At 72.0% G+C, this 14,591-nt stretch carries 13 protein-coding genes and 5 pseudogenes; 6 read left to right on the top strand and 12 right to left on the bottom strand.

Annotation, left to right across the window (positions count from 1 at the left end):
* Positions 1-15: 15 nt before the first annotated feature.
* From ACIRP7_RS43465 to ACIRP7_RS43450, 4 genes and pseudogenes are all read left to right on the top strand, one after another.
* Positions 16-357 (top strand): annotated as a pseudogene (locus ACIRP7_RS43465) (alpha-hydroxy-acid oxidizing protein); the annotation flags it as partial.
* A 19-nt stretch (positions 358-376) separates the two neighbouring features.
* A pseudogene (locus tag ACIRP7_RS43460) lies at positions 377-1,261 on the top strand (AMP-binding protein); the annotation flags it as partial.
* A 102-nt stretch (positions 1,262-1,363) separates the two neighbouring features.
* On the top strand, positions 1,364-1,864 hold the full coding sequence (locus ACIRP7_RS43455; RefSeq protein ID WP_403671914.1) for a flavin reductase family protein: 501 nt from the start codon (positions 1,364-1,366) through the stop codon (positions 1,862-1,864).
* 46 nt (positions 1,865-1,910) lie between these two features.
* A pseudogene (locus ACIRP7_RS43450) lies at positions 1,911-2,051 on the top strand (diaminobutyrate--2-oxoglutarate transaminase); the annotation flags it as partial.
* A 347-nt stretch (positions 2,052-2,398) separates the two neighbouring features.
* Here ACIRP7_RS43450 and ACIRP7_RS43445 read toward each other — a convergent pair.
* The 8 genes and pseudogenes from ACIRP7_RS43445 to ACIRP7_RS43410 all read right to left on the bottom strand — a co-directional run.
* A pseudogene (locus tag ACIRP7_RS43445) lies at positions 2,399-2,731 on the bottom strand (DUF4326 domain-containing protein); the annotation flags it as partial.
* Between the two features lie 7 nt (positions 2,732-2,738).
* A complete protein-coding gene (locus tag ACIRP7_RS43440; RefSeq protein WP_403671911.1) occupies positions 2,739-3,527 on the bottom strand; it encodes an SGNH/GDSL hydrolase family protein in 789 nt (262 codons plus the stop codon).
* Positions 3,528-3,581: 54 nt separating this feature from the next.
* A complete protein-coding gene (locus tag ACIRP7_RS43435) occupies positions 3,582-4,595 on the bottom strand; it encodes a hemolysin family protein (protein WP_403671908.1) in 1,014 nt (337 codons plus the stop codon).
* Positions 4,596-4,689: 94 nt separating this feature from the next.
* Positions 4,690-6,015, bottom strand: a complete 1,326-nt coding sequence (locus tag ACIRP7_RS43430; protein WP_403671905.1) for a hemolysin family protein — start codon at positions 6,013-6,015, stop codon at positions 4,690-4,692.
* A gap of 49 nt (positions 6,016-6,064) precedes the next feature.
* Positions 6,065-6,490 (bottom strand): GNAT family N-acetyltransferase, encoded by a 426-nt coding sequence (locus ACIRP7_RS43425; RefSeq protein WP_403671902.1) that lies wholly within the window; start codon positions 6,488-6,490, stop codon positions 6,065-6,067.
* A 58-nt stretch (positions 6,491-6,548) separates the two neighbouring features.
* Positions 6,549-7,442 (bottom strand): LLM class F420-dependent oxidoreductase, encoded by an 894-nt coding sequence (locus tag ACIRP7_RS43420; RefSeq protein ID WP_403671899.1) that lies wholly within the window; start codon positions 7,440-7,442, stop codon positions 6,549-6,551.
* Positions 7,443-7,491: 49 nt separating this feature from the next.
* Positions 7,492-10,059: an ABC transporter permease gene (locus tag ACIRP7_RS43415; RefSeq protein WP_403671896.1), complete on the bottom strand. Its 2,568-nt coding sequence runs from the start codon at positions 10,057-10,059 to the stop codon at positions 7,492-7,494.
* A gap of 4 nt (positions 10,060-10,063) precedes the next feature.
* Positions 10,064-10,930 carry an ABC transporter ATP-binding protein gene (locus ACIRP7_RS43410; protein WP_403671893.1) on the bottom strand — a complete coding sequence of 289 codons (867 nt, stop codon included), beginning with the start codon at positions 10,928-10,930 and terminating at the stop codon, positions 10,064-10,066.
* A gap of 160 nt (positions 10,931-11,090) precedes the next feature.
* On the opposite strand from ACIRP7_RS43410, the gene ACIRP7_RS43405 reads away from it, so the two are divergent.
* Together ACIRP7_RS43405 and ACIRP7_RS43400 are read left to right on the top strand one after the other, a co-directional pair.
* Complete coding sequence (locus tag ACIRP7_RS43405; RefSeq protein WP_007380443.1) at positions 11,091-11,315, top strand: hypothetical protein; 225 nt, start codon at positions 11,091-11,093, stop codon at positions 11,313-11,315.
* Positions 11,312-11,686 (top strand): fic family toxin-antitoxin system, toxin component, encoded by a 375-nt coding sequence (locus tag ACIRP7_RS43400; RefSeq protein WP_403671890.1) that lies wholly within the window; start codon positions 11,312-11,314, stop codon positions 11,684-11,686. Before ACIRP7_RS43405 ends, ACIRP7_RS43400 begins: the two co-directional genes overlap by 4 nt.
* On the opposite strand, the gene ACIRP7_RS43395 is transcribed toward ACIRP7_RS43400, so the two are convergent.
* The 4 genes and pseudogenes from ACIRP7_RS43395 to ACIRP7_RS43380 form a co-directional block, all read right to left on the bottom strand.
* Positions 11,687-12,376 carry a class I SAM-dependent methyltransferase gene (locus ACIRP7_RS43395; RefSeq protein WP_403671887.1) on the bottom strand — a complete coding sequence of 230 codons (690 nt, stop codon included), beginning with the start codon at positions 12,374-12,376 and terminating at the stop codon, positions 11,687-11,689. It lies immediately after the preceding gene.
* A gap of 77 nt (positions 12,377-12,453) precedes the next feature.
* Positions 12,454-13,173: a dethiobiotin synthase gene (gene bioD / locus ACIRP7_RS43390; protein WP_403671884.1), complete on the bottom strand. Its 720-nt coding sequence runs from the start codon at positions 13,171-13,173 to the stop codon at positions 12,454-12,456.
* A 1-nt stretch (position 13,174) separates the two neighbouring features.
* Positions 13,175-14,461 (bottom strand): adenosylmethionine--8-amino-7-oxononanoate transaminase, encoded by a 1,287-nt coding sequence (locus ACIRP7_RS43385; protein ID WP_403671881.1) that lies wholly within the window; start codon positions 14,459-14,461, stop codon positions 13,175-13,177.
* Positions 14,454-14,591: pseudogene (locus ACIRP7_RS43380) on the bottom strand (biotin synthase BioB); the annotation flags it as partial. The gene ACIRP7_RS43385 and the pseudogene ACIRP7_RS43380, both read right to left, overlap by 8 nt.

Genomic DNA, 14,591 nt, shown 5'->3' with positions numbered 1-14,591 from the left:
GGAGGGGGGCGCGGGCGAGGAGCGGACGCTTCGCGCCAACACCGAGGCGTCGACCGCCTCTGGCTGCATCCCGGCATCCTCACCGGCGCCGGTGCTCCCGTCACCGCGACGCGTGTTCTCGGCCGGACCTGGGCCGCGCCGACCACGATCGCGCCCATGGCCTGCCCCACGATGGCGGCTCCCGAGGGCGAGGTGGCAACGGCACGCGGCGCGGACGCGGCGGGTGTCCCCCTCGTCGTCAGCACATTCGCCGGGCGGACCCTGGAGGACATCTCCGCCGCTACGGCACCGCTGTGGCTTCACGTGTACTGCTTCCGCGACCGCGCGACCACCCGGGACCTCGTCGTCCGGGCCGAACGCTCCGGCCTGGCGTACCGGCGCGGCCCTCGTCGTGCCCAGCGCCTACGACCTGATGGACCCGGCCGGATTCGTCCGGCGGCACCGGCTGACCCACTGGTTCTTTGTTCCGTCGGTCGTCTCGCTAGCGGCCCGGCTGCGCCGACTGCCGCCGGACTCCCTTCCGACGCTGCGCTACGCGGCCTTCGCAGGCGAACCTCTCAGCGTCCGGCAGGCCCGCGCCTTCGCCGCGGCCGCGCCCGTGGCCCGCCTGGAGAACCTCTACGGCCCCACCGAACTGACCGTCACGCGCGCCGGCTACCGCCTGCCCGCCGGCCCGGCCCACTGGCCGCACACCGCCAACGGCACCGTGCCCATCGGCACCGCCCACCCCGGCGCCGAGAACCTCGTCGTCGACGAGCGGATGCGCCCCGCCGACCAGGGCGAACTCCTCGTGCGCGGCCCACAGCGGTTCCCTGGCTACCTCGATCCGGCGGTCAACCCGGGACGGTTCGCCACCGGCGAGCCGGACGCCGGGCTCACCCCCTACGAGGGCGGCCCGCTGACCGGCACCCACTGGTACCGGACCGGTGACCGCGTGACCCGCGACGGCGACGCCCTCGTCCACCTCTGCCGCCTAGACAACCAGGTCAAAATCAGCCGCTACCGCGTCGAACTGGGCGAGGTCGAGAAGGCTCTGCGCTTGTGCCCCGGCGCTGCCGACGGGTCGTCCCTCGCACCGGCCGGTCCACCCCCGTCCTTGGAGCCGTCTACACCGGAGACGCCCCCGACCCCGCCCCGCTGCTCGCGGCCCTGCGGGAGCGTCTGGCCGCCTACATGGTGCCCCACACCCTGTTGCGCCTGCTCGAACTGCCCCTCAACCTCGACGGAAAGACCGACCGCAAGGCCGTCCAGGCCACCCTGAACACCGCCCGCCCAGCCGTGTCGGGCCCGCTCCGCCCCACTCCCAAGGGCCCGCCCGCCATCAGCACCCACTGCACCCGCCTCCCGGAAGGAACCCGGTGACGTGACCGCGCCCACCACCCCCACCGCCCTGCCCGGCCGTGAGGAGTTCTGCTCCGCCATGGCGCAGCTCGCCACCGGCGTCGCGGTCATCACTACCGCCGGACCCGACGGCCCGGTCGGCTGCACCGCCAACGCGGTGCTCTCCCTGTCTACCGAACCGCCCTCGGTGCTCGTCTCGCTCGCCACCAGCGGCCGCACCGTACGGCATGCCCGCACACACGGCGGCTTCGCGGTCAACATCCTCACTTGGCAGCAAAGGGATTTGATGCACCGTTTCGCCCGGCTTCCCGCGGCGGAACGTTTCGACGGCGTCCCCCACCGCGACGAGCAGGGCTGCCCGGTCCTGGCGGCCACCGCCGCAACCGTGGTATGCCGCCTCGACCAGGCGCCCACCGTGCTCGACCACACCCTGCTGATCGGCCGGGTCCTGTGGACCGCCCAGGACCCCACCGCCGCGGCCCTGGTGCTCTACCAGCGCCACCAGCACGCCGTAGCCGACTGACCCCGGCCACGCCACCTGCCCCACCCGCACGCACCAGCTCGGCACCATGGAATCAGAGGTCCGCAGCTACAGCAGGGCTTGGCCCACCGTGTTCACCACCGGACGCGGCGCCGTCCTGCTCGACGAGTCCGGACGGTCCTTCATCGACTTCTTCGCCGGTGCCGGCGCCCTCAACTACGGGCACAATCGGATCTTGTGGGCGTCCACGAAAAGATCCTGCCCGATCGCAGTGACTCGCAGTCGAGTTGCGACCCACTCAGCAGTGAGGCCGAATGCGTACGGGCTCAGGCATTCCAGCCGGGCCGCCCACACCCATCGACGGACGCTCCTACCGCGGCGAGTCGCGACAGGCACGGCGACAACCCTCCCGCCATAGAGCCGTCAAACGGTGACAGGAATGTGAGACACGTGCCCCCGCAGGGAGCAATAAAGACCCTCTGACCTGGGCATTCGGATTGATCAGTAGAATCTGCCTGCGGATTCTACTGGCGATTCGTGCAGGCCGGCGCCCGGGCCCCGTTCGTCGTACGAGAGCGCTTCCGCGAGCTCCGCCAGGACCTCGGCATGGCACGGTTCGGGCGCGCACCAGCAGGCCAGCGCCTTGCCGTGCAGAGGGGGGACCAGGGCGAGCAGATCCGGCCGCCCCAGCAGATACGCCCGGTACTTCGCCATCACCTCGGCCCGCGTGCCGTCCCTGCGGCGCGCGGGGGTGTCGTAGGCGAAGGGGTTGTACAGCGGGTGCTTCGGCAGGTCCCAGTCGCCCATGGTCCAGCGGCGGCCGACGTAGACGAGGTCGGCCGGCGCGTGTTCGAGGCGGGGGCCGACCTCGTGGATACGGCCCCTGACGTTGACCACGCGCGTGTGCACGACGACCTCAGTGCTCGTACGGCAGGTGCTCGTACGGCAGCAGGTCGGGCCGCTTCGGCGGCAGGCCGTCGCCCGAGGAGCGGCCCGTCAGGCGCCGTCCGATCCACGGCAGCAGATGCTGTCGGGCGAAGCGCGCGTCCGCGATGCGCCGGGCGAGCCACCTCGGGGGGACCGTCGCCGGGATCGGCGTACGCCACTCCGTGTCCTCGGGGTCGTAGCCGAGGGTCTGCCACACGGCCTCGGCGACGCGGCGGTGGCCCTCGGCCGACAAGTGCAGCCGGTCCACGTCCCACAGGCGCGGGTCGGAGAGCGAGGGGGCGCCGTACAGGTCGACGACCACCGCGCCGTGCCGGGCGCCGAGCTCGTCGACGACCGTGAACAGTTCCTCCATGCGCGGCCGGAAGCGTTCCAGAACCGGCCCCTGGCGGCCGGGGCTGCGCATCAGGACGAGCTGCTTGCAGGACGGGGCGAGCCGCTCCACGGCCTCCGTCAGCAGGTCGCGCACCCGGACCATGTCGCACTTGGGCCGCAGGGTGTCGTTGAGGCCGCCCACCAGCGTGATCACGTCCGCCTGCATCGCCGCCGCCACGTCGACCTGCTCCTCGACGATCTGCTGGATCAGCTTGCCGCGCACGGCGAGGTTGGCGTACCGGAAGCCGGGTGTCACGGCGGCCATCCGGCCGGCCAGGAGGTCGGCCCAGCCCCGGTAGGAGCCGTCCGGAAGCAGGTCCGACATGCCCTCGGTGAAGGAGTCGCCGACCGCGACCAGGCTGGAGTAAGTGGGATTCGTCTGCATGGCGGAAGAAATGGTAACGCGGTCACATACCTGCCGGTCGGTGGGTTCGGGTCGTCACGACTGCCGTCCGAACAGCTCCCGCAGTACGTCCTCCATCGTCACCAGTCCGGCCAGCCGGCCGTCGGCGCCGAGCACCGCGGCCAGATGCGTCCGGCTGCGCCGCATCGCCGTCAGCACGTCGTCCAGCGGTGTGCTCTCCCGGATCCGTGCGATCGGCCGCATGTCCCGTACCGGGAACGGCAGATCCCGCGGTGAGGCGTCCAGGGCGTCCTTGACGTGGAGGTAGCCGACGATCCGGCGTCCCTCGTCGACCACGGGGAACCGTGAGAACCCGGACTCGTTCGAGAGTGCCTCCAGCTCCTCGGGGGTGACGCCCACGCGCGCGTAGACCACGCGTTCCAGGGGCAGTACCACGTCCCGTACCGGCCGTCGGCCGAGCTCCAGCGCGTCGTGCAGCCGCTCCCGCGCGCGCTCGTCGATCAGTCCCGCCTCGCCGGAGTCCCGCACGATCCGTGCCAGCTCGGCGTCCGAGAAGGTGGCCGTGACCTCGTCCTTGGTCTCCACGCGCAGCAGCTTCAGCAGGGCGTTCGCGAAGGCGTTGACCGCGAAGATCACGGGGCGCAGTCCGCGGGCCAGGGCGACCAGCGGGGGGCCGAGGAGCAGGGCACTGCGCACCGGCTCCGCGAGCGCGATGTTCTTCGGGACCATCTCGCCGAGCAGCATGTGCAGATAGGTCGCCAGGGTCAGCGCGATGACGAAGGACACGGCGTGCCCCGCGCCCTCCGGCACGCCCACGGCGTGGAACACCGGCTCCAGCAGATGCGCGATCGCGGGCTCCGCGACCACACCCAGGACCAGCGTGCACAACGTGATCCCGAGCTGCGCGGCCGCCATCAGCGCGGACACGTGCTCCAGCCCCCACAGCACGCCCTTCGCACGCCGGTCCCCCTGATCGGCATAGGGCTCGATCTGACTGCGCCGCACGGAGATCAGCGCGAACTCGGCCCCCACGAAGAAGGCATTCACGACAAGCGTCGCCAGACCGATGAGCAACTGGACGGCGGTCATCGCTCATCCCTCCCCTCGCGGGGTGGCCGCACCTTGTGGGGCGGCGGGCCGGCGGCCCCCGCTCGGGCCGCCCCCTCCGCCGACCGAGAAGCTGTCATGATCCCGTCCCCTCCCCGGCCAGAGGTGCGTGCAGCAGCACCCTCGCGGCTCTGCGGCCCTGTGCGTCCAGCACGTCGAGTTGCCAGCCGTTGACCTCCACCGAGTCGCCGACGGCCGGGATGCGGCCGAGTTCCGTCGCCAGGAGTCCGGCCAGCGTTTCGTATGGTCCCTCGGGGGTCCGCAGGCCCACGCGCGCCAGCTGGTCCACCCGCAGCGAACCGTCGGCCCGGAAGAGCTCCCTGCCCTCCTGGTCGGTGCCCGCGGGGTCCAGGTCGGGCGTCTCGTGCGGGTCGTGCTCGTCGCGCACCTCGCCGACGACCTCCTCGACGATGTCCTCCAGCGTGGCCACGCCCGCCGTACCGCCGTACTCGTCGATGACGACCGCCATCGTGCGCTTGCCGGAGAGCCGGTCCAGGAGCCGGTCCACGGTGAGCGACTCGGGCACCAGCAGAGGCTCGCGCAGCAGCTCGGCGACCGAGGCGCGGGGCCGGCGTTCGGCCGGTACCGCCAGGATGTCCTTGATGTGTGCGATGCCCACGACCGAGTCGAGGCTGCCGCGGTAGACGGGGAACCGCGACAGCCCGGTCGCGCGCGTCGCGTTCGCCACGTCCTCGCAGGTCGCCTGGACGTCCAGGGCGATCACCTGCACCCGCGGGGTCATCACGTTCTCCGCGGTGAGGTCGGCGAGGTTGAGCGTCCGTACGAACAGCTCGGCGGTGTCCGCCTCCAGCGCGCCCGCCCGGGCGGAGTGCCGGGCCAGCGCGGCCAGCTCCTGCGGACCGCGCGCGGAGGCCAGCTCCTCGGCGGGCTCCAGGCCGAAACGGCGCACCACCCGGTTGGCCGTGTTGTTGAGGTGCGTGATGAAGGGACGGAAGGCCGCGCTGAACCAGCTCTGCGCGGTGCCCACCCGTTTGGCCATGGCCAACGGTGAGGAGATCGCCCAGTTCTTGGGCACCAGCTCACCGACCACCATCAGGAAGACGGTCGACAGCGCGGTGCCCAGGACCAGCGCCAGCGACCGGGACGTGGACCGTGAGATCCCGAGCGACTCCAGGGGGCCCGCGATCAACGCGGCGATCGACGGTTCCGCGAGCATGCCGACGACCAGGTTGGTCACGGTGATCCCGAGCTGCGCCCCGGACAGCTGGAACGTCAGATTCCGTACGGCCTTCAGGGCGCCGGACGCACCCCGCTCACCCCGCTCCGCCGCGCGTTCCAGCTGTCCGCGCTCCACCGTGGTCAGCGAGAACTCCGCCGCCACGAAGGCACCGCAGGCCAGCGAGAGCAGGATCGCCAGCAGCAGGAGGAGCACTTCGGTCATCGGGTCACCTCCGTCCCATGATCGGACAGGGTCCCCAGGATCGCCCGTCCTACCCGGCGAGGGGCTTCACCCAGCGCCGCCACTTCTCCTCGGGCGCATACCCCGCCGCACGCCATGCGTGCTGTGCCGTCTCGTTGCGCACCAGCACCATCGCGTCCCCACGCCGCCCCCCGAGCCGTACGAACCGCTCCTCCGCGGCCGCGAGCAGTGCCGTCCCGATCCCGCGCCGCCGGCGCTCCGGGTGCACCGCGAGCCGGTACAGATGGCACCGCCAGCCGTCGAAGCCGGCGATCACCGTGCCGACGAGTTGGCCGTCGAGTTCGGCGAGGATCAGCGCCTCGGGGTCCCGCGTGACCAGCCGCTCCACGCCGTCCCGGTCGTCACTGATGCTCGTGCCCTCGGCGGCCTGCTTCCAGAAGGCCAGCAGGGTGTCGAGGTCGTCGGGCGTCGCGGCCCGTATCCGCAGATCGGTCATACGGCGATCCCATCACCCCCCGTTCCCCGCCGGACGGGAAATTCCACGATGCGGACGGCTACCGGCCGCCGCGCAGCTCCGCCATCACCGGTGCGAACGCCTCCATGGACGCCTCCAGCACCGTCAGATAGGTGAAGCCGTACCGCTCGCGCTGTGCCCGCACCTGCGCGACGATCTCGTCGACCGTGCCGATCAGCATGATGGGCAGCTCCAGCGCCTCCCGGAGGGTCAGGTCCGGCAGCCGGTGCAGGAACGGGGTGGCGACGGCCTCGCGGTCGTCGGTGACGACCACCGTCTGGATGAGCAGGTTCAGTTCGGCCGGCTCCTTGCGTCCCTCGGCCAGTCGCCGATAGCGCGCGACACGCTCGTCGAGCTGCCCGGCGGTGGTCGGGGTCAGCCTGCCGGCCGTGTCGCCCGGCACCAGGGTCGCCCCGGTGAAGGCCGCGATGTCGGCGTGCTCGGCGGACAGCTCCAGCATCCGGTTGCCTATGCCGCCGATCAGCAGGGGCACCCGGGGCCGCTGCACCGGCTGCGGCACATGGTCCGGTGAGGACAGCAACCGCTCCAACTCCTCGACCGTGCGCCGCAGATGGTCCACCCGCTCACCGGCCGAGCCGAAGGGCAGCCCCGCCCGGTCGTGCTCGGACCGCACATAGCCGGTGCCCAGGCCCAGTTCGAGGCGGCCGCCGGTCAGGGCGTCCACCGTGGCCACCTCACGGGCGAGCAGTGCCGGGTTCCAGAACCCGGCGTTGAGGACGAACGTGCCGAGCCGGGGCCGCTCGGTGACCGCCGCCGCAGCGACCAGCGCCGGGAACGGCGCGACCTTGCCGAGATGGTCGGGGACCAGGATCACGTCGTAACCGAGTTCCTCGGCCCGTCGGCACTTGGCCCGCCAGTCGGCGTCGGTGGCGGCGGCGGTCAGGTTGACGGCGAAGCGAAAAGGGCGGGGCATGAACTCTCCTCAGCGACAAGCGACTTGAGTTGTCTGCCCCGCGATTGCATCACTCGTGCGCGATCGCCGCCAGTACGTTCATGCGCGATGCACGCAACGCGGGCAGCAGCGCCGCCACGATGCCCACCACCGCCGAGCCGACGACGACCGCGACGATCGTGCCCCAGGGGATCGCCAGCGCGTTGAGACCCTGCAGGGCCAGCACCTGCTGGGTGCACACCCCCCACACCAGCCCGAGCGCGAGCCCCAGGACCGCGCCGAACACCGCGATGACCACCGACTCAAGCCGGATCATCCGCCGCAGCTGCCGCCGGGCGAGCCCGATGGCACGCAGCAGCCCGATCTCCCGGGTGCGCTCCACGACCGACAGGGCAAGGGTGTTGACCACGCCGAGCACCGCGATGACGATCGCGAGCCCGAGCAGCGCGTACACGAGATAGAGCAGGACCGCGATCTGGCCGTGGACCAGGTCCTTGTAGTCGGCGAGGTCGCGCACCTGGACCTGCGGATACGGGTCGAGCGTCTTCTCCAGGCCCGCGCGCAGCCGGTCGGCGCCGGTGCCGGAGACGGCGTTGACGTACAGCGCGGAGTCCTGGCCGCCCGGCGTGAACCGCTCCAGCGTGTCCAGGCCGAAGTAGATGCCGCCCTGCGTCCCGAACCCGTCGGCCGAGTCCTGGTCGGTGAGGGCGCCCACGGTCAGCTCGGTCCGGCGCCCGCCCTGGAACTCGACGGGGACCCTGCTGCCGACCCTCACGTCGTGGTCGCGCGCGAAGTCCAGATCCATGGCCAGGTGCCCGGAGGCGAGCGCGGCCGCGGTGTCGCCCTGCGCGTAGGTGATGTGGGCGACCTCGTCGAGCTGCGGGTCGTACCCGGCAGCGGTGGTCTCGACGCGCTTGCCGTCGGGCAGCCGTACGGCGATGGGTGCGAACCTCGACCGTACGACGAGCCCGGCGCCGTCGGTCCTGCGCACCGCGTCCGTGACCTCCTGCGGGAACGGCAGGAAGTTGCCGTTCTGCACGACGAAGTCGGCGCCCAGGGTCTTGTCGATCTGGTCGTCGAAGGACTTGGACATGGAGGCGCTGGCCACGGACATCCCGCCGACCAGGGCGAGGCCGACCATCAGGGCGGCCGCGGTGGCGCCGGTGCGGCGGGGGTTGCGCAGGGCGTTGCGCTGGCTCATCCGCCCGACCGGACCGAAGAGGGCCGGGAAGGCGCCGCCCAGCACCCGGATCACCGGCCGCACCAGCAGCGGTCCGGCGATGACGGTGGCCAGGAGCGTCAGGACGACGCCGAGGCCGAGGAGCGATGCCGCGGAGGCGGTCTTGGACGACAGGGCGCAACCGACGAGCGCGGCCGTGCCCGCCGCGCCCACCAGGCCGCCCACGATCGCGCGGATCCGGAGCGGCCGTCCGATCCCGGCGATCTCCGCGTCCGAGAGGGCCGCCATGGGGGAGACGCCCGCCGCGCGCCGGGCCGGGAGATAGGCCGCGACGAAGGTGACGCCCACGCCGACGACGTACGCCGCCACGGGGGTGCCCCAGCCGATGACCATCTCGCTCGTCCGGATGTTCATGCCGAAGGCGTTCATCAGCGCGATGAGTCCGACGGCGAGCCCGATGCCCGTGCCCAGCCCGACCGTGGAGCCGACCAGGCCGAGCAGCGTGGCCTCGGTGAGCACCGAGCGGCGGACCTGGCGCCGGTCCGCGCCGAGCGCCCGCAACAGGCCCAGTTCACGGGTGCGCTGGGCGATCAGCATGGAGAAGGTGTTGACGATCAGGAAGATGCCGACCAGGACGGCGATGCCCGCGAAGCCGAGCATGACGTACTTGATGACGTCGAGGAATCCGCCCAGTTGGGCGACGTCCGACTTCGCCTGCTCCTCGGCGGTGCGGTACTCGTAGGTGCCCGTGCCGAGCGCGGCGGCCACGCGCTGCTTGAGCCGGTCGTTGCTCATGCCCTCGGCGGCGTCGACCGAGATGCTGGTGGCGGCCTTGGCGGAGCCGAGTAGCTTCGCCTGCGCGGTCGGCGGGTCGAGGTACAGCAGTGTGGCACCGGGGTTGGTGGTGGTGAACGTGACGATGCCGACGATCCGCACCTTGAACGAGCCGGGCCCCGCGATCACGGTCAGCGGGTCGCCGATGCGCAGGTCCTTGCGGTCGGCGGTCTCCGAGTCGAGCAGCGCCTCGGCCGGGCCGTGCGGGGCATGGCCGGAGGTGAGCTTGACCGGGCTGCGCGAGGTCGGGTTCCAGTCGGTGCCGATGGTGGGGGCGCCGGTGGTCGAGCCCACCGACTCGTTCTCGGAGTCGGCGACGGTGATCCCGTCGTCCTCCGCGTCGAAGCGTGCGGCGCCGACCCCGTCGACGCGGGCGACCCGGCCCGCGAGCGAGGCCGGCAGGGTGGCCGTCGTGCCCGACGGGATGGCCTCCTTCAGATCTTCCTTCGGGCTGATCGTGAGGTCGGGCGCGGTCGAGGCGAAGAGCCGGTCGAAGGTGCGGCTCAGGGTGTCGGAGAAGATCAGGCTGCCCGAGACGAATGCCACGGACAGGACCACGGCCAGCGCGGAGAGCAGCAGCCGTCCCTTGTGGGCGAGGAAACTGCGGAGCGTCGCCTTCAGCACGGGATCATCCCTCGTCGGGAGCGGCGCCGGGAGCGGCGTCGCGGTCGGCGTCGACCTGGCCGCGGATCACGTCGAACCGCTTCATGCGCTCCAGCACGGCCTCCGCGGTGGGCCGCTCCATCCTGTCCACGATCCGTCCGTCCCCGAGGAAGAGCACCAGGTCGGAGTGGGCGGCGGCGCCCGGGTCGTGGGTGACCATGACGACGGTCTGCCCGAGCTGGTCGACGGCCTCGCGCAGGAACCCGAGGACCTCCAGGCCCGCCCGTGAGTCGAGGTTGCCGGTCGGCTCGTCCGCGAAGATCAGCTCGGGCCGGGAGGCGAGCGCACGTGCACAGGCGACGCGCTGCTGCTGACCGCCCGAGAGCTGCGAGGGCCGGTGCTTGAGACGATCCCGCAGGCCCAGCGTGTCGATGACCTGGTCCAGCCACTTCTCGTCGGGCTTCTTGCCCGCGATGTCCATGGGCAGGGTGATGTTCTCGGCCGCGTTCAGCGTCGGGATCAGGTTGAACGACTGGAACATGAACCCGATCCGGTCCCGGCGCAGCCGGGTCAGCTCACGCTCCTTGAGCCCCGTGATCTCGGTGTCGCCGAGCCACACCTGGCCGGCCGAGACGGTGTCGAGTCCCGCCAGACAGTGCATCAGGGTCGATTTCCCGGAGCCCGAGGGCCCCATGACCGCGGTGAAGCGGCCCCGCGCGATGTCGACGTCCACCGAGTCCAGGGCGAGCACGGCCGTCTCGCCCGAGCCGTAGGCCTTCGTCAGACCACGGGCGCGGGCCGCGATCGTGTCGGCCGGGGCGTGCTCCGCAGCAGCTGTGGACAAGGCTCTCTCCTCGCTCGTGACGTCGCTCGCGGACCGGGCGGTCCTCATCCGGCCGAGGGTAATGTGACCCACCCCACACCGGATATCCCCCGTGGGGTCGAGACGGTCTCCACCGCAGGTCGGGCCCCCGATATCGATGTAAGGGACACCCTCCACCCGTCGCAGGCACCTCTTGCCGTTGCTAGCACTTCGGCGCTAGCTTCGAGGTATGGCGAAGACTCAGTTGAACGTGCGGGTGGACGAGGGCACCGCCCGCGCCGCCCGTGAACGTGCCCTCGCGCGCGGCGTGAGCGTCAACCGCTACATCGAGGAACTGGTCATGAAGGACACCGGCGAGGCGGGCCAGGCCTTCGTGGAGGCCGCGGCCGACTTCATGAAGCAGTACGAATCCGTGTTCGCGGAGGAGTTCGGCAAGGACCACGAGACTCGTTGAGCGATCTGCACATCGATCTCGCCTGGCTCCTGATGCTCGCCGAGCAGAAGACCCCGGGCGATCCCCAGGTCACCGACTGGGGCGCCCTGGTCGCCGCCGTGGCACGCCACCAGGCCGAGATCTTCGACATCCCCGTCTACGACAGCCCGCACCTGCGCGCCGCCGCTCTGCTGCAACTCCTCATCCACGTCCCGGCGTTGGAGCGCACCAACGTGCTGTTCGCCTGCGCGGTCGGGTACGCCTATCTCGTCGCGAGCGGACTGAGGGTCGTCACCTCGCCCGAACTCGTCCGGGACCTCGCCAAGGTGGCCAAGAAGGGCGACGCCTCGGTGCACGACATCGCGCGCGAGCTGCGCAGGTGGACCCTGTGATCAGGGCTCTTCAAGCGGCGGCCGCCAGGCGGTGCCCAGCACGCAGAAGGACGTAGGCATCGTCGGCCCCTTCTCCGGTATCAGCACCCGCCGGTACGGGCCGAGTTCGAAGCCGGCCTCCCGCAGGGCCGCGACCGGGTCGCGGGCCAGATGACAGCCGCCGTTGAGCGGGGGCCACACCGTGCGGTCCAGGGCGCGCTGGGTGAAGCGCATCGCCGGGCCGCCACCTCTGCCGTGCTCGAAGAACCGCACGACCCCGCCGGGCCGCAGCACCCGGCGCACCTCGCCGAGCGCCCGCCGGACATCGCGCACACTGCACAGCACCAGCGAGATCACCACGGCGTCGAAGGCCTCACTCTTGACGGGCAGCGCCTCCGCGGCCCCGGGCACCACGTCGACGGGCACCTCCGCGCGCAGGGCGGACTCCACCGCCAACCGCCGCAGCCGGCGCTCCGGTTCGATCGCCACCACCTCGGAGACCGCGCCGGGATAGTGCGTGAAGTTCAGGCCGTTGCCCGCGCCGATCTCGATCACCCGCCCCGACAGCCCGGCGAGCAGCCGCTCACGCACCCCGGCCATGCCCCATCTGCTCTCGGCGGTGACACTGACCCGGGCGTAGTACCGGGCGAACAGCGGATGGTGGACGGGGTCCCGGGACACCTTGCCGGAACCGGCGAGCCGCGGCGCCATGGCAGCCTCCCTCGCAGGACAGGACTGACCTCACCGCCATTGTCCCCCGCGGGACCCCGTCGCACCCCTGCGGACACTCACCGGGCGAAGTCGCGCACCCCGAACGCCGCCGCGTCCCACGTTCCGTCCAGCCGCGGGGCCAGCCAACCCGGAGCCGCGGCACGGAAGGCGGAGGGCGCCAGCCCACCTGCCCCGGCCGGCAGCGCCCCGAGCAGCGGAGCCCCGGACACGTCCGGCAGATCCGCGAGGTTGCAGCGCGAGGCGAGATCGGGGGAGTCGGGCCAGCTGCCGATCACCACGCCCGCCAACTCCAGCCGACGGCGCCGCAGTTCACGGGCCGTCAACTCCGTGGTGTTGAGCGTGCCCAGTCCCGCCGCCGCCACGACCAGGACCGGCGCCCGCAGCAGCTCCGCCGCGTCGGCCAGCGTCCCGCCCTCGTCGTCGAAGCGGACGAGCAGCCCGCCCGCCCCCTCCACCAGGACCAGATCGTGCTCGACGGCCAGCTTGGCGGCGGCCTCCGCGACCTGATGCGGGCGCACCGGCTCGAGAGCGGCCCGCCGCGCGGCCGTCGCCGGCGCCAACGGCTCGGGATAGCGGGCGACTTCGGCCTTCGTCACGGCACCCGCGAGCCGCGCCACCTCCTCGGCGTCCCCGGGCTCGTCCGGCCGTACGCCCGTCTGCGCGGCCTTCAGGACGGCGACCGTCCGTCCGGCGGCGAGCGCGGCGGCGGCCACCGCGGCCGTGGTGACGGTCTTGCCGACCTCCGTGCCCGTGCCCGTGATCACCAGTACCGGCATGTCATCCCTCCAGCGCGGCGGCGCACACCGCACGCGCGATCCGTGCCACGTCCTCGTCACCCGTGACGTACGGCGGCATCGTGTAGACGAGGTCGCGGAACGGCCGCAGCCACACGCCCTCGCGCACGGCTGCCTCCGTCGCGGCCTTCATGTCGACGTCATGGTCCAGCTGTACGACCCCGATGGCGCCGAGAACCCGTACGTCCTTCACACCCGGCAGCTCACGAGCCGGCGCCAGCCCCTCCCGCAGCCCCGCCTCGATCCGCTTGACCTCGGCGAGCCAGTCCTGCCCGAGCAGCAGCCCGATCGACGCGCAGGCCACCGACGCGGCCAGCGGGTTGCCCATGAAGGTGGGGCCGTGCGCGAGCACCGGGACCTCGCCGCGCGAGATGCCGTCGGCCACCCCCGGCGTGCACAGGGTCGCCGCCATCGTCAGGTAACCGCCGGTCAGCGCCTTGCCCACGCACATCACATCCGGCGTCACCGCGGCGTGCTCCGCCGCGAACAGGGCGCCCGTACGGCCGAACCCGGTCGCGATCTCGTCGAACACCAGCAGCACGTCGTGCGCGTCGCACGCCTCGCGCAGCACCCGCAGATACGCGGGGGAGTGGAACCGCATCCCGCCCGCACCCTGCACCACCGGCTCCACGATCACCGCGGCCAGCTCGTCCGCGTGCCGCTCGATCGCCCCGCGCAGCTCGTCGGCGTACGACTCCTCGTACTCGGCCGGAGGCGCGTCCACGAACACCTGGCGGGGCAGGACCCCCGACCACAGCTCGTGCATCCCGCCCTCGGGGTCGCACACCGACATCGGCTGCCAGGTGTCGCCGTGGTAGCCGCCGCGCCAGGTCAGCAGGCGCCGCTTGCCCGGGCGGCCCAGCGAGCGCCAGTACTGCAGGCACATCTTCACCGCGACCTCGACCGACACCGACCCCGAGTCGGTGAGGAAGACATGCTCCAGGCCGTCGGGAGACATGTCGACAAGGAGCTTCGCGAGGCGGACGGCGGGCTCGTGGGTGAGCCCGCCGAACATCACATGGCTCATCCGCCCGAGCTGCTCGCGCGCGGCCTCGTTCAGCACCGGGTGGTTGTAGCCGTGGATCGCCGACCACCAGGACGACATCCCGTCGACCAGCTCCGGGCCCTCGGCGAGCTTCAGCCGCACCCCGCTCGCCGACTCCACGACGAGCGGGTCGACCCGGCCGGGCATCGGACCGTACGGATGCCACACGTGCCGCCGGTCGAGCGCCAGCAGCTCCGGCACCGGCAGACCGGGCAGATCAGGCATTGGGCGCGAGATCCGTTCCGGCGCCTCGGCGGCGTACGGCGACCAGGTCCGTACGGGGTTCGCTCACCGTCGGCGCGGCCGAGGCGGCCGTACCGCAGACCCCGCCACCGGCGTGCGACCCGCAGCCGGC

Source organism: Streptomyces sp. NPDC102270 (assembly GCF_044766405.1).
Classification (GTDB): Bacteria; Actinomycetota; Actinomycetes; order Streptomycetales; family Streptomycetaceae; genus Streptomyces.
The sequence above is the reverse complement of the archived record's forward strand: the minus strand, read 5'-3'. Positions and strand labels throughout refer to the sequence as shown.

What these genes read in the sequence shown, in the direction of transcription:
- ACIRP7_RS43420 (WP_403671899.1), bottom strand. Translation starts at nt 7,442, where the DNA reads ATGCCCCGCCCTTTTCGCTTCGCCGTCAACCTGACCGCCGCCGCCACC.
- ACIRP7_RS43435 (WP_403671908.1), bottom strand. Translation starts at nt 4,595, where the DNA reads ATGACCGCCGTCCAGTTGCTCATCGGTCTGGCGACGCTTGTCGTGAAT.
- ACIRP7_RS43410 (WP_403671893.1), bottom strand. Translation starts at nt 10,930, where the DNA reads ATGAGGACCGCCCGGTCCGCGAGCGACGTCACGAGCGAGGAGAGAGCC.
- bioD (WP_403671884.1), bottom strand. Translation starts at nt 13,173, where the DNA reads ATGCCGGTACTGGTGATCACGGGCACGGGCACGGAGGTCGGCAAGACC.
- ACIRP7_RS43385 (WP_403671881.1), bottom strand. Translation starts at nt 14,461, where the DNA reads ATGCCTGATCTGCCCGGTCTGCCGGTGCCGGAGCTGCTGGCGCTCGAC.
- ACIRP7_RS43430 (WP_403671905.1), bottom strand. Translation starts at nt 6,015, where the DNA reads ATGACCGAAGTGCTCCTCCTGCTGCTGGCGATCCTGCTCTCGCTGGCC.
- ACIRP7_RS43425 (WP_403671902.1), bottom strand. Translation starts at nt 6,490, where the DNA reads ATGACCGATCTGCGGATACGGGCCGCGACGCCCGACGACCTCGACACC.
- ACIRP7_RS43440 (WP_403671911.1), bottom strand. Translation starts at nt 3,527, where the DNA reads ATGCAGACGAATCCCACTTACTCCAGCCTGGTCGCGGTCGGCGACTCC.
- ACIRP7_RS43405 (WP_007380443.1), top strand. Translation starts at nt 11,091, where the DNA reads ATGGCGAAGACTCAGTTGAACGTGCGGGTGGACGAGGGCACCGCCCGC.
- ACIRP7_RS43395 (WP_403671887.1), bottom strand. Translation starts at nt 12,376, where the DNA reads ATGGCGCCGCGGCTCGCCGGTTCCGGCAAGGTGTCCCGGGACCCCGTC.